General features: G+C 60.7%; 11 protein-coding genes. 3 read left to right on the forward strand and 8 right to left on the reverse strand.

What is annotated here, in order from left to right; genetic code table 11:
- Positions 1-72: 72 nt before the first annotated feature.
- The 4 genes from eda to GM608_RS06545 form a co-directional block, all read right to left on the reverse strand.
- Positions 73-693: a bifunctional 4-hydroxy-2-oxoglutarate aldolase/2-dehydro-3-deoxy-phosphogluconate aldolase gene (gene eda, locus GM608_RS06530; protein ID WP_043558277.1), complete on the reverse strand. Its 621-nt coding sequence runs from the start codon at positions 691-693 to the stop codon at positions 73-75.
- Complete coding sequence (edd, locus tag GM608_RS06535; protein WP_043558274.1) at positions 690-2,558, reverse strand: phosphogluconate dehydratase; 1,869 nt, start codon at positions 2,556-2,558, stop codon at positions 690-692. The genes eda and edd overlap by 4 nt, the downstream gene beginning before the upstream one ends.
- 328 nt (positions 2,559-2,886) lie before the next feature.
- Positions 2,887-4,653, reverse strand: coding sequence for a transglycosylase SLT domain-containing protein (locus GM608_RS06540; protein ID WP_249103278.1), 1,767 nt, complete (start codon positions 4,651-4,653; stop codon positions 2,887-2,889).
- A 402-nt stretch (positions 4,654-5,055) separates the two neighbouring features.
- The gene (locus GM608_RS06545; protein WP_333645262.1) at positions 5,056-5,940 is read right to left on the reverse strand and encodes a uracil-DNA glycosylase; all 885 of its coding nucleotides are present in this window, start codon (positions 5,938-5,940) and stop codon (positions 5,056-5,058) included.
- A 122-nt stretch (positions 5,941-6,062) separates the two neighbouring features.
- On the opposite strand from GM608_RS06545, the gene GM608_RS06550 reads away from it, so the two are divergent.
- Positions 6,063-6,959 carry a 4-(cytidine 5'-diphospho)-2-C-methyl-D-erythritol kinase gene (locus GM608_RS06550; protein WP_103765232.1) on the forward strand — a complete coding sequence of 299 codons (897 nt, stop codon included), beginning with the start codon at positions 6,063-6,065 and terminating at the stop codon, positions 6,957-6,959.
- A gap of 89 nt (positions 6,960-7,048) precedes the next feature.
- Here the strand turns inward: GM608_RS06550 and GM608_RS06555 are convergent, their stop codons facing one another.
- The 3 genes from GM608_RS06555 to GM608_RS06565 all read right to left on the reverse strand — a co-directional run bounded on the left by GM608_RS06555 (position 7,049) and on the right by GM608_RS06565 (position 9,309).
- Positions 7,049-7,546, reverse strand: coding sequence for a hypothetical protein (locus GM608_RS06555; RefSeq protein ID WP_227656506.1), 498 nt, complete (start codon positions 7,544-7,546; stop codon positions 7,049-7,051).
- Between the two features lie 153 nt (positions 7,547-7,699).
- Positions 7,700-8,971, reverse strand: a complete 1,272-nt coding sequence (locus GM608_RS06560) for an ammonium transporter (protein WP_043558267.1) — start codon at positions 8,969-8,971, stop codon at positions 7,700-7,702.
- Positions 8,971-9,309, reverse strand: a complete 339-nt coding sequence (locus GM608_RS06565) for a P-II family nitrogen regulator (protein ID WP_043558265.1) — start codon at positions 9,307-9,309, stop codon at positions 8,971-8,973. Before GM608_RS06565 ends, GM608_RS06560 begins: the two co-directional genes overlap by 1 nt.
- Positions 9,310-9,497: 188 nt before the next feature.
- On the opposite strand from GM608_RS06565, the gene GM608_RS06570 reads away from it, so the two are divergent.
- Entirely contained in the window at positions 9,498-10,718 is a 1,221-nt protein-coding gene (locus GM608_RS06570; protein ID WP_043558262.1) for an FAD-dependent monooxygenase, read from the forward strand.
- A gap of 82 nt (positions 10,719-10,800) precedes the next feature.
- The gene (gene cysE, locus GM608_RS06575) at positions 10,801-11,535 is read left to right on the forward strand and encodes a serine O-acetyltransferase (protein ID WP_227449693.1); all 735 of its coding nucleotides are present in this window, start codon (positions 10,801-10,803) and stop codon (positions 11,533-11,535) included.
- Positions 11,536-11,788: 253 nt separating this feature from the next.
- On the opposite strand, the gene GM608_RS06580 is transcribed toward cysE, so the two are convergent.
- Positions 11,789-12,952 (reverse strand): aldose epimerase family protein, encoded by a 1,164-nt coding sequence (locus GM608_RS06580; RefSeq protein WP_043558260.1) that lies wholly within the window; start codon positions 12,950-12,952, stop codon positions 11,789-11,791.
- Positions 12,953-13,284: the final 332 nt, after the last annotated feature.

Genomic DNA, 13,284 nt, shown 5'->3' on the forward strand with positions numbered 1-13,284 from the left:
GGTACAGCCATGCCGTACAGCCCGCCATCTTTCAGACCGGGGGAACTCCCCCCGGTTCATGCAGCGCCAGTCTTAGCGCAGGCCCAGAGCCTTGGTCCGCTTGGCGACTTCCTCAGGAGACGCATCGCCAGCTGTCAGCCAGGAACCACCGACACAGCCAACGGTCGGCAGGGCCAGCCAGTCCTTGTAGGTAGCCTCGGTGATGCCGCCTGTCGGGCAGAAACGCACGCCAAGGTTGCCAAACACGGCGGACAGACCCTTGAGGGCCGGGATGCCACCGTTGGTCATGGCCGGGAAGAACTTGAAGCGGCGCAGCCCCAGGTCCAGACCCATCATGATGTCGCTGGCATTGGCCGTGCCGGGCAGGAACGGAATGTCACGCTCCAGCGCACCCTTGGCCAGAGCCGGCGTGATGCCGGGACTGACGATGAACTTCGCACCGGCCTTGATGGCCTTGTCCATCTGCTCGGTATTCAGCACCGTACCGGCACCGACCAGAGCTCCCTCAACCTTGGACATCTCAGAGATGACATCCAGAGCAGCCGGTGTACGCAGTGTCACTTCCAGAGTGGAGATGCCACCAGCGACCAGAGCCTCGGCGATCGGACGGGCCTTGGCCACATCCTCAACCACCAGAACAGGCATAATCGGGCTGCGGTCCATCACCGCATCCAGTCTCTCGATGTAGCTCATACCTCGGTTCCTTTCTCAACATCGTCACCGATTTCTTCAAGTTCACGATCCATCATGAACAGCATCGGTGAAGCACCCTCTTCGGCGGACGGAGCCACCTCACGCATGAGGGCGAACAGTTCACGCCCCGTACCGGCTGTCGCACGGTGCGGCTTGGTCGGCGTGCGGGCGGCCCATTCCTTCTCATCCACCAGAGCTTCCAGCTTGCCGGTGCGGGCACAGACACGGATGACATCGCCATCACGCACCTTGGCGAGCGGTCCGCCCACCTGGGCTTCTGGACCAACATGCACCACGGCCGGAACCTTGCCGCTGGCACCGGAGAGACGGCCATCCGTCACCAGAGCCACCTTGAAACCCTGGTCCAGCTCGACGCCGAGGGACGGGATCAGGTTATGCAGCTCGGGCATCCCGTTGCCGCGGGGCCCCTGGCCGATGACGACCACAACGACATCACGATGCAGCTCGCCAGCCTTCTGGGCTTCCTTCACGGCGGTCTGGGACTGGAAGACACGGGCCGGAGCCTCGATGGTCAGCAGGTTGTCTGCCACGGCGCTGGACTTGTACACGCCACGGCCCAGATTGCCCTGAAGCAGCTGGATGCCCCCCACCGGGTGGAACGGCTCCTTCGCACCACGCAGGATTTCCGGATCGCTGGAAGGCTTGGCCGGCGTGTAGACGACGTTCTTGTCATTCCCCATCAGGGCACGCTTGGCGTAGTCCTCAAGGCCGTTTTCGGAGATGGTCGGAGCATCACGGTGCAGCAGACCTGCATCGGACAGCTCGGCGATGACCGTCGGCAGGCCACCAACCTCGTTGAACTTGTTCACATCGGACGGACCGCTCGGATAGACCTTGCAGAGTGTCGGCACGACGGCAGAGAGATCGGAGAAATCTTCCCAGTTCACGATGATGCCAGCAGCACGGGCCACGGCCGGGATATGGATGGTATGGTTCGTGGAACCACCTGTTGCCATCAGGCCGACAATCGCATTGACGATGGCCTTCTCATTGACAACTTCCGCCATCGGGCGGGGATCCTTGCCCTTGTTGCTGATCTCGACCAGACGATGCACACCGGCACGTGTCATGGCCTGACGCAGTGGCGTATCAACCGGAATGAAGGAGGAATCCGGCATCATCAGCCCAAGGAACTCCGCCATCATCTGGTTGGTATTGGCCGTACCATAGAAAGTACAGGTCCCTTCGCTGTGATAGGAAGCCATTTCGGCTTTCATCAGCTCATCCTTGCCGATCTTGCCCTGCACATAGAGCTGACGGACACGGACCTTTTCCTTGTTCGGCAGGCCGGAGGTCATCGGGCCGGAGGGGATCAGCATACCCGGCAGGTGGCCGAAGCGCAGCGCACCCATCAGCAGGCCCGGCACGATCTTGTCGCAGATGCCAAGCAGAGCAACACCATCATACATGGCATGGCTGAGACCGACAGCCGTGGACTGGGCGATCACATCACGGGAGAACAGGGAGAGGTCCATCCCCTCCTGCCCCTGCGTAACGCCGTCACACATGGCCGGAGCCCCACCAGCAACCTGAGCCGTGGCACCAACCTCACGCGCAAAAACCTTCATCTGCTCTGGATAACGGCCATAGGGCTCGTGTGCGGAGAGCATGTCATTATAGGTCGTAATGATCCCCAGATTGGGACGCTGCTCAAACACCAGCTCCTGCTTGTCAGCAGCGCTGGAGGCAGCGACGGCGTGAGCTAGGTTGCCACAGGTCAGCCGGGACCTGTCTGCACCTTTTTCACGATTACGCTCCATAAGAGTGAGGTAACGACGGCGGGACGTCTTGGACCGCTCAATAATTCTGGACGTTACACTCTCAACAACGGAATTCAGAGACATTGAAGCACTCGCTGTTCGGCTGGACACCCCACAGACAGACGGATAATTCCCCCTGAGAGACACGGCATCATATTATCATCGCTCGCTTTCCACTCTCATCGAGGAAAGCATGCATCGCCTTTTTTAGGGAAAGACGTCTCACCGGGCAAGCGGGCCACCCATGCACATCTCAGTCATCATCATCTCGCCTACGGCAAGTCCATTTTACGAAAAAGGGCAGTTTCCGGTGGGTTTTTAAAGAAAAACCCAGCTGGAGCCTCATGCTGCCATGCATGAAACTCCAGTCTGGGCTTTGTGAAACGAACCCCTCGGCATGCCGGATCAGAGCTCAGCTGGGCGAGTCACGCCCCTGCTCCTCCTCACGGAAGCTCGGCCACTGGCCATCAGCCAGAGAAACGAGAGACGGCGTGGCCACATGGAGACGGCGGCCATATACCCAGTCATTGGTCAGAACATTGCGTACATACTGGCGCGTTTCCGGGCTGGGCAGGCACTCTATGAACATCAGCGGGTCCTGAAGACCCTTCTGGCCGCTTTCCCATCGGAGAATGGCCTGCGGTCCCGCATTGTAGGAGGCCAGAACTTTCAGCAGCGACGCCCCATCACTCTGTTCCCCCTGGGCAAGGCTGTGGGCCAGATAAAGCATATAGAGCTGCCCGACCTCCAGATTATAGCCCGGCTCCCGCAGGCGGCGCTGCATTTCCTGATTGAAATCATCACTGGAGGCCGCTGCAACCGTCTGAGGCAGGTGGTACTGCTCACTTACGAAGCTGGCCGTCGTCGGCCTCACCTGCATCATCCCGTACGCCCCGGCAGCCGATGATGCCGTGGCGTCAAAATTGGATTCCATCCGGGCCACCGCATAAACGAGCGCCGACGACAGACGGAAACCATGATGGGGCCGCAGGTCGGGCAATGGCCCCAGAGCATCCTTGAACTCTTCTTTATGATCCAGTTTTGCCAGCGCCTGCTCCATCTGGTCAGCCAGAGCACGCATCCCGGCCTTTCTGACGACGAGCTGGAGCGAATGTGCCCGAACAGGGTCAGCCAGCGCATCCTGCCACATCTGGCGGGCCAGCATCTCGGCACGCCCCTGCTCACCGAGCTGGATCAGGGCGAAAAGATGCTCCCCCTCCCCCATGGAGGCCACGACATTAATGTCCACCTCACTCAGGGATGCCTGCTTCGCACCAGCCCGCCCGATCGTGGAAAGGGCGCCGGAAACGGCAGCAGCCTGTGATTTCTCGGAATGCAGCAGGCGCCCGGCCAGCAGGCCATAGAAACTCTCACTCTGCACGGATGTCCGGCGCAGCCATGTACGATACAGGGCTGTCTTGCCGTGCCGCTCCGCCACACGTCCGGCCCAGAAAGACGCCGCAGCCTGCACGTCACCATCCGTCTGCTCGGCATTGGCCGCCGTCTCGAACAGGCTGTAGGCCGCATCAAGCTGGCCCTCCCGCCAGGCAGCCAAGCCAGCTGCAAAAGCAGGAAGCCCAACCCGGTACTGCCCTTTCTCCAGTCCGGCAGAACCAACACGCAGCGCTGTCCGTGTATCACCCTGGCTCAGAGCCTGCATGGCAATCTCGCCATACAGCTGAGCGGCATAAGCCGGAGACATCCCCGGTGTGACACGCAGCTGGGCCAGTGCCCTGCGGACACCTTCCTCCCCGGAGGAGGCCTTGTCCATGAGGTCCCGCTCCAGAAAACCATTGCGGACCAGTGTCTGGGAAAAGGGCGTAGCCCGGTCGGACTGCTGGATATCCGCAACATTCCGGTACCCGGCAGACGGGGCAGCAGCAGACACCCCCCGACGCAGCTCTTCCTGCTTCTGCCTGAGCAGCGGGGCATCAGGAAGAGCCGGATAACGACGGAGCCAGCTGTCCAGCTCGGACTCGGAAGGAGTGAAATATATACTCAGGTACCGCTCGGCCAGATAATCCGGCAGCAGGAGCTGTCCCGCCGTGCCATCCGTCCCCGAGCCATGGGTCAATTCCCCGAGACGGGCCGCATCACCTGAGCGGACTGCCGCAAAAAGCGCCCTGTAGTGTCCGGCCACCGTGGCCGGCAAAGGATGAGGCAGGGAAACCCCCGCCATGGAAGAAGGTGGTGCATCGTGGCCCTCACCGTCTGAATACTCCGGCGCGTGGGACGGAAAAGAAAGAGCCTGCCCCTGCGCCGGAAAAACAGTGTTTCCCGCCAGAATGGCAGCACCGAGAACGGCACCACGCCACACTGCGGGAGACCCACATGGCAATATCCATCGCATAATGCCGAGGGACGTAACCCGCTTTTATTTTTCTGGCAACCCTTGACGTCAAGCCAGACAATTCCAGTGTGCCTTTCATAGTAACGGCTCCCTAGCCAGGAATCCAGAATATTCTTCTGATTTTACACGCTGTTAGCTTTTTTTCTGTATCTGGTCAGCGATAGAATTAAGAAATTATGAAATTCACTCCCATTCCGGCCCTCAGCCTCCTGCATCAGCACCTGTTCCCGACTACGAATCGGCAGCCTGCGCTGCTTCCTGTGAGAGAGTCGCATCCAGCAGGAGCATGTCAGCCCACAGCGCCTTCCGTCGTCCCGCCGTTTCCCCCAGCTGGGCCGGGTGCCAGAGAGGTAACAGAGGCACACCCCCCTCCAGCCCCGGCACATGAGCCTCATGCCAGCGCCCCCGCAACTGACTCAGCCGGGAGGTATTCTGTAAGAGCATGGCAGCGGGCGTACTGCCCATCGTCACAATCCGGCGAGGTCGTGCCAGTGCCACTGCCCTGTGCAGAATGGGCAGGCAGGCTTCCACATCACGCTGTGAGGCACGCTGCCCTCCCGGCGGGCGCCAGGGGATGGCCGGCGCCATGGAAAGCTGGGACCGCTTCAACCCTATGGAGGCCAATATCCTGTCCAACAGGGCCCCCATGGGACCAGCGAAAAGAGTTCCATGCCGGTCCTCATCCTCATTTGGCACATCCCCCACCAGCAGAAATGGGGCTCCCTCCACGATGACAGGTGCCAGATGATGCTTGGCCGTCCGCATCAGGCCAACGCCCGGCAGCTGCTGGCTGGCCTTCAGCAGGGCGGCAACATCCCGGGCCGCAGCGACATCAGCCAACACCTCGTCCCGCCCCCTGACAACACGACGGGACGCGGAAGGTTTCTCCACTGGAGCAGCAGCCTTCTGGCGGGCCCGCACACGATCCGGCAGAACAGGGCTCTCACCCCAGACATCCCACGGCATGTCCTCCATGACAGCATCCACACCCCATTCCTGATGCAGACGGAGGGCAGCAAGAGCATCCTGAGCAGAGCAGGCCGGGAAAGATGCCATGATGAGCGAGATCTCTTCTCTACAGTTCCACGGGATGAAGGGGCGGCTGCACCCCCTCATGGTCTTTGAGCTTTCAATTTGTTACATAGCCTCATCGGAAATGAACACCCCTCCCCCGGACATGGTGCCAGAGCAGATCAGTCTCCCGCCTTGCCCGGCCTCTTCTGCAAGGATGCCCTGCCATGGCGCTGCATCAGGATATGGCTCACGCCAAGATCAATCTGTTCCTCCACGTCACCGGGCGCCGTGAAGACGGATACCACCTGCTGGACAGTCTGGCTGTCTTTGCTGGAGCGGGTGACCATCTCCACCTCTCCACCGGACCACAGGGTCAGGCAGACAGCCTCACGCTACAGGGTCCTTTCGCAAAAGGGCTGGAAGCGGATGAAAACAACCTTGTCCTGAAGGCCGCCCGGGCCCTGCGCCAGACCCGGGGGGAGGAAGCAGCCAGACAGCCCGCCGCTGCCCTCACGCTGGAAAAACGGCTACCGGTGGCATCCGGCATTGGCGGGGGCTCTGCCGATGCCGCCTGCGCCCTGCGCCTGCTGACCCGTCACTGGAGCCTCCCAATGGAAGCGGCCGCCCATGTCGCCCCAACACTGGGGGCGGATGTCCCAGTCTGTCTGGCACAAAAAGCCACACGCATGGAAGGGATTGGTGACATCCTGACAGCAGCCCCGCCCCTGCCAGAGATGGGGATGCTTCTGGTCAATCCGGGGGTCGGTGTCTCCACCCCGAGCATTTTCCGACGTCTGGCAGAAACAGGCGGCATCACCCCCCGCCCGCCACTTGCCTTCCCGGAAGCAGGCTGGCCCACGCTGGACGCTCTCATCGCCTTTCTGGCGCAGACGGAAAACGACCTCCAACCCCATGCCATCGCTCAGGCGCCCGTCATTGCAACCGTACTGGAAACTCTGGCAACCCTACCGCAGGTGCGGTTCCATCGCATGAGTGGGTCAGGAGCGACCTGTTTCGCCCTGTTCGAGACAGCTGACCAGGCCATCAGGGCCGCAGACCATCTGATGGACAGGGACATAGCCCAGGCATGGTGGCACTGGGCAGGACCGGTCCTGCCCTGAACCCACCGGCATTCAGAATGCCCTGCAACAGAAAAGGCCCGCTGCGGAAGAGCGGGCCTTTTTCCATATCAGGAACAACCAGAACCAGCTTACTGTGCTGCACTCTTCAGCCGGGTGTTGCATTCGGAGTAATAACCGCCACCCTTCTGGATCCATTTCAGGCTGCCATTACGCCCGCTGCTTTTATTGGCATTATACTGTGCCAGGCAGGTCTTCATACGCGCCTTACCCGGTGAGAGAGACGCAAACTCCGGCGAAACACGAGCCGGGAACAGGACATTCCCACTGGCAACCGGAGCAGCTGCGGCTGGCGCAGCCGGCTTGCCTGTCTCAGCCGGGGCAGAAGCGACCGGCGTGGAGGCAGCAGGAGACTGGGGCTGAGCCGCCGCAGCGCTGCCCGTGCAATGGTCCAGCTTGAAATCGGCATACTTCTGACCATTCAGCGTACCGGCCTTCTTCGCATCACTGAAAGCCTGACGACAGGCCGCCGCAGACATCTTGCCCGCTGGAGACGGAGCAGCCAGAGCGCCCTGAACACCCAGTACGGAACAGGCCACCATGGGCAGGCACAGACGCAACAGTTTCATAGTCTCACCCCTTTTTCATCGTTCGTGATAGCGCAGCCACAGGGGCAGAACGCCACAGTCAGCCGGGCGGATAGCCCGGCCTCACCGTACTGCCTACCAGCCTTATAGGGCTGCCCTGCCTCCGGCAAGAGACAAAACAGCCCTGCCAGTGCCTCAGTTCAGTCGCTCGCCATGCTGGGTCAGGTCCAGACCCATCTGCTCCTCCTCGGCAGAGACACGCATACCGATCAGCCTGTCCACAACCCAGAAAATGAGGGCCGTCAGCACGACAGACCAGACAATCGTGACACCGACAGCCTCAGCCTGCCGGAGAAGCTGGCTCCATCCGCCGCTCACACCGGCAGGACTGGCTGCCGTCGCTGAAAGCGGCCCATAAGCAAACACACCTGTCAGAAGGGCTCCGACAATGCCACCAACACCATGCACACCAAAGGCATCCAGACTGTCATCATAGCCCAGCCTGTTCTTCAGCACGGCAGCGCTGTAGAAGCAGACGCCACCGGCTATCAGCCCGATGGCCAGAGCCCCACCGGGCAGCACATAGCCAGCAGCCGGGGTCACAGCCACAAGGCCCGCCACCGCACCGGAGATGATGCCCAGCGCCGTCGGCTTGCCATGCCGCCACCATTCCACCACCATCCAGCCAACACCACCACCAGCAGCGGCGATCTGCGTTGTCAGCATGGCCATGCCGGCACGGCCATTCGCACCGAGTGCCGACCCGGCATTGAAGCCGAACCAGCCCACCCAGAGCAGGGAAGCCCCGATGATGGCATAGGCCAGATTGTGCGGGGACATATCATCCCGCTTCAGCCCATACCGACGGCCGATCATGATGGCACAGACAAGACCAGCCACCCCGGAATTGATATGCACGACCGTTCCACCCGCAAAATCCACGGCACCAAGACCAGCCACCCAGCCCAGCGGACTCCAGACCCAATGGGCAATGGGAGAATAGACCAGCAGGGACCAGAGGATCGTGAACACGCAAAGTGCCGCAAAGCGGATTCGCCCGGCAAAAGCGCCTGTCAGCAGGGCTGGCGTGATGATGGCGAAGGTCATCTGATACATCAGATAGACACTTTCCGGGATGGTCATGGGGGTTTCAGCCGAAGTCCCGGCGCCCAGCGTGAAGGCTCCGTCCGCACCCTGATGGATATGCTCTGCCACACCCCCCAGGAAGAAACGGGACAGATCACCAATCCAGGGTGTGCCCGTCGTGAAGGCCAGACTGTAGCCCAGCACCATCCAGACAATGCTCACAATACAGCATATGCCAAAAGACTGGATCATGGTGGACAACACGTTTTTGCGCCGCACCATCCCGGCATAGAAAAGAGCCAGACCAGGAATGGTCATCAACAGGACCAGCGCCGTGCTGACCAGCATCCAGGCGGTATCACCCGTATCAATCGCACGCATCACAGAGCTCCCTCGCCGGTTTCCCCAGTACGGATACGCACCATCTGTTCCACATTGGTAACCATGATCTTCCCATCACCGATGCGGCCTGTCCGGGCCGTCTCCGTGATGGCCTGGATGATGTCTGGCACACGCTCATCCGCCACGACTGTCTCCACCCTGATCTTGGCAATGAAGCTGACCGTATATTCCGCCCCACGGTAAATTTCCGTCTGGCCTTTCTGGCGCCCAAAGCCCCGTACCTCCGTCACTGTCAGGCCATGCACGCCAAGCTCGGCAAGAGCCTCCCGCACATCGTCCAGTTTGAACGGTTTGATGATCGCCGTTACAAGTTTCATCCCTTGCGGCCCTCTCCCATGGCTCTTCTGCTGCATGAAGACAAAATCGTGCCACCTTCATAACGATTTCTGCAAGACTTTCTTTTCCGCAAGGATAGGGCTAGACACGATAGACCTGCTCCTTTGACGGAAAGTACCGCCATGACGGGAGCATCCTGCCATTCACCGGGCCGGAAGGAACATCTGCCATGGGCACGGATTACGACCTCTGCATAAATGGTGGTGGCCCCATCGGGGCGACACTGGCCTGCCTGCTTGCGCAGAAAGGGCTGCGCATCCTCCTTCTGGAGCGGGCTCCCCTCTCTCCCACCCCGGCGCAGAATCCCGATGGCCGGGCGTATGCCCTTGCTGAAGGCGTCCGCCCCCTGCTGGAAGAAGCGGGAATCTGGCAGGCCCTGCCCCTGTCTCCCCAGCCCATCACCACCATCCATGTCACCGATAGTCAGGGGCGCATTCCCTCGGCATCCCGCAGCAGCATTGCAGACGGGCTGAGCCTTACCGGTGATGATGCCCCAGAAGGCCGCCCCTTCGGCTGGATGGTGGAAGCCCACAACCTTCTGGCAGCCATCGCCCGTACCCTGATGGCCCAGCCGGGGCTGGATGTCCGGGCACCAGCAACGGGCCGCTTCACCTTCTCGCCCGACAGCGCCCGGATCACCCTGGATACGGGGGACACCGTTACGGCCTCCCTTGTCATTGCCGCAGACGGGCGACGCTCCCTCCTCCGCGAGCAGGCCGGCATCGGGCTGACCCGCATTCCCTATCACAAGGTTGCCCTGGTCAGCGTTCTGGCCCATGAGAAACCCCATCACGGCAGTGCTCTGGAAAACTTCCTGCCGCAGGGGCCTTTCGCCCGGCTCCCTCTTCCTGCCACCGAAGCCCACCCTCACCGCTCCGCCATCGTCTGGACAGACCGGCCCGAGCGCATCGACCATTTCACCCGGCTTGATGCCCGCAGCTTTGCCCGGCTGGTTCAGGACCGTCTCTGTGGGGAAGACCTTGGTGCGCTGGAGCAGGCAGGCACCCACTGGACGTACCCTCTGGCATCGCAATATGCCCATCGCTATTGCGCCACACGGCTGCTTCTGGCCGGGGATGCAGCGCACGGGCTGCACCCCGTGGCGGGTCAGGGCATGAATCTCGGCTTCCGTGATGTCCGCACCCTGAATGACCTTCTGGGAGATGCCCATGCGCAGGGACAGGATCTAGGAGACCCTGCACTGCTGAGACGCTATCAGCGTCTCAGCCGTCCGGGCAATCTCGCCATGCTGGCAGGCTGCGACATGATGGAGCGGCTCTTCAGCACCGACATGCCCCTCATCCGTCATGCTCGCCATGCGGGACTCATGGCCCTGAAGCGCCTGCCATCCCTGCGTCATGGTTTTGTCCAACGTGCCATGGGGCTATAAGAAAACAGCTATGGCCACTTTTCTCGACAGGTTTCCACACTCCTCATCAGAGCCCGGATTTCTGGAAGAATTCTGGACCACCATGCGGGCGCAGGCCTGCGGCTGTTCCGATGCTCTGATCCAGGGGCTTTTTGCAGTGAATATCTGCAACCATGCGGATTTTGCCTCTGCCCTGACATCACTGATCAGCGCCAAGCTGACAGACCGGGCCATGTCGGAAGCCGCCCTGATGCACCTTGTCGCCTCCACGCTGGAGGCCAGTCCCGACATCGTCCGGGCTGCAGCATCGGATATCGTGGCGACCTTCCAGCGGGACCCCGCCTGCCCGGACCTTGCTACGCCGTTCCTGTTCTTCAAGGGGTTTCATGCCCTGCAATCCTACCGTATTGCCCATCATCTCTGGCTGGCTGGCCGCAGACCACTGGCCTATCACTTCCAGAGCCGTGTGAACGAGAAATTCGGTATCGACATCCACCCTGCCGCCCGCATCGGCCAGCGCATCACAATCGATCACGGCACAGGTATCGTCATCGGGGAAACCACCATCATTGAGGATGACGTCTCCCTCTTTCAGGGGGTCACGCTCGGGGGAACCGGCAAAAACAGCGGGCAGCGCCATCCTGTCATCCGGCAGGGCTGCATGATTGGCGCTGGTGCCAAAATACTGGGCCATCTGGAAATCGGTGCCCATGCCCGTGTCGGAGCCGCTTCTGTCGTGCTGGGCAATGTCCCGCCCCGTTCCACCGCCGTGGGCAACCCCGCCCGTATCGTCCGTTTTGGCGACATGGACCAGGACTTCACGAATTATCAGATATGACCGGCACGCCCCGACTTATCCCCAGTTCAGGGGACAGGTTGGGGCATCATCCTGTGTGCCGGGACGGGAAGAATGTGGATGGAATCAGGCGACTCCTGAGAAAACCGCCCTCTTCTACTGTTGATGATCTGTTCCGGCCCTCTTTTCAGCTCACCACAAAGCCGGAACACCCACCAATGAAAAAGCCGGACCGATGCATGACTGCACCGGCCCGGCTCCTTTCCCAGGATTCAGCTCCTGAAAGCCTCAGCCCTTACTGGCGGGAAAAATGGAAGCTCATCCCGTAATCATAGGTCTGACCCGGCTTCAGCTCGATGCTCGGGAAGTTCGGCATGTTCGGGCTGTTCGGGAAGAATTCAGGCTCGAAAGCCAGAGATTCCCATTTGCCATAGGGGCGGCCAGACGGCCCCTGATAATTGCCATACAGATGGTTGCCGGAATAGAACTGCATCCCCGGCATGTTGGTGGCAACTTCCATCACACGGCCGGAACGGGGATCCGTCACACGGGCCACGACACGCTCCGTATTGCCCGGCTGGGATGGGCCGATGAGGACCATGCACTTGTCATAGCCACCCTGCGGAGCCATCTGCGGGTCTGCACTGCCCAGACCTTCACCCACCGTGCGGGGCTGACGGAAATCGAACGGCGTCCCCTCAACAGAGGCCAGCTCACCCGTCGGAATGGAGTGCTCGTCTGTCCTCAGGAAACGGTCGGCATAGATCTGCACCACTTCCGGAGCAATGCTCCCGGAACCCTCGCCATTGAGGTTCCAGTAGTTGTGCGTGGACAGGTTCACGACCGTCGGAGCCTTGGTCGTCGCATTGAACTTCAGGCTCAGCGTGTCGTTGCCGCTCAGACGATAGGTAACCTGCGTCTTCAGCTCACCCGGGAAGCCCTGATCACCATCGGGGCTGACCATCTTCAGCACAACATAGGCCCCCTGGGAGTCCACGCCCTTGCGAACGATCTTCCAGAGTTTGCGGTCAAAGCTCTCAGCACCGCCATGGAGGGTGTTCGGCCCCTCATTGACGCTCGTATGATACTTCTCACCTTCCAGAGTGAAGACACCACCGGAAATACGGTTGGCCACACGCCCCAGCACGGCACCGAAGTGCGGGTCGGAGTTATGGTTTTCGTACCCGGCAATGTTCGGAAAGCCCAGAACAACGTTCCCCAGGCGGCCATTGCGGTCCGGCACGTCCATCTCATGGATGATGGCGCCATAGGTCAGCACGACAACCTTCACCCCATGATCATTGGTCAGGGTGATTGCCTGCACCTTCTTGCCAGTGGAAAGACGACCCCAGTCCTTTGTCTGGACCGTTGGCGCTGCGGCAGCCATGCCAGACAGGGCCACACTGGCAACCAAAGCGCTGGCAGACAGAAGCCAGCTGCGACTCTTCAGAAAAGACATAAAATCTCTCGCACTCCACGAAATACAGGACCCGCCAGGACGACGGGCTGCGCTCCTCCCGGGAGGGGGCAGGAAGCGTCCCCTTCAGGGCTGGTGTCCATCAGAAAACCTAACGATGCAAAAATGCAATACTTCTTTTTCTTAACATGCCTGATATTCGAAAGGGGTAGGCAGCATGGAGCAAGTACCATATGCTTGAGTTCACTGGTCTTCATGACTTGCGCATGTGGAATCAGACGTATGTTACGGCCCGTTCCCGTTAAAGGTATGCCGCTGCCATCTCCTGGTGGATGACGTGGCAAGCCGCATAGCCGGGCCTTGAAGAAAGAAAA

Source organism: Bombella sp. ESL0380, from assembly GCF_009725805.1.
In the GTDB taxonomy this organism is placed as follows: domain Bacteria; phylum Pseudomonadota; class Alphaproteobacteria; order Acetobacterales; family Acetobacteraceae; genus Bombella; species Bombella apis.

Coding starts and splice junctions, on each gene's coding strand:
- eda (WP_043558277.1), bottom strand. CDS start 693: ATGAGCTACATCGAGAGACTGGATGCGGTGATGGACCGCAGCCCGATT.
- edd (WP_043558274.1), bottom strand. CDS start 2,558: ATGTCTCTGAATTCCGTTGTTGAGAGTGTAACGTCCAGAATTATTGAG.
- GM608_RS06570 (WP_043558262.1), top strand. CDS start 9,498: ATGGGCACGGATTACGACCTCTGCATAAATGGTGGTGGCCCCATCGGG.
- GM608_RS06565 (WP_043558265.1), bottom strand. CDS start 9,309: ATGAAACTTGTAACGGCGATCATCAAACCGTTCAAACTGGACGATGTG.
- GM608_RS06540 (WP_249103278.1), bottom strand. CDS start 4,653: ATGGCGGGGGTTTCCCTGCCTCATCCTTTGCCGGCCACGGTGGCCGGA.
- GM608_RS06580 (WP_043558260.1), bottom strand. CDS start 12,952: ATGTCTTTTCTGAAGAGTCGCAGCTGGCTTCTGTCTGCCAGCGCTTTG.
- cysE (WP_227449693.1), top strand. CDS start 10,801: ATGCGGGCGCAGGCCTGCGGCTGTTCCGATGCTCTGATCCAGGGGCTT.
- GM608_RS06550 (WP_103765232.1), top strand. CDS start 6,063: ATGGCGCTGCATCAGGATATGGCTCACGCCAAGATCAATCTGTTCCTC.
- GM608_RS06560 (WP_043558267.1), bottom strand. CDS start 8,971: ATGCGTGCGATTGATACGGGTGATACCGCCTGGATGCTGGTCAGCACG.
- GM608_RS06545 (WP_333645262.1), bottom strand. CDS start 5,940: ATGAGGGGGTGCAGCCGCCCCTTCATCCCGTGGAACTGTAGAGAAGAG.
- GM608_RS06555 (WP_227656506.1), bottom strand. CDS start 7,546: ATGAAACTGTTGCGTCTGTGCCTGCCCATGGTGGCCTGTTCCGTACTG.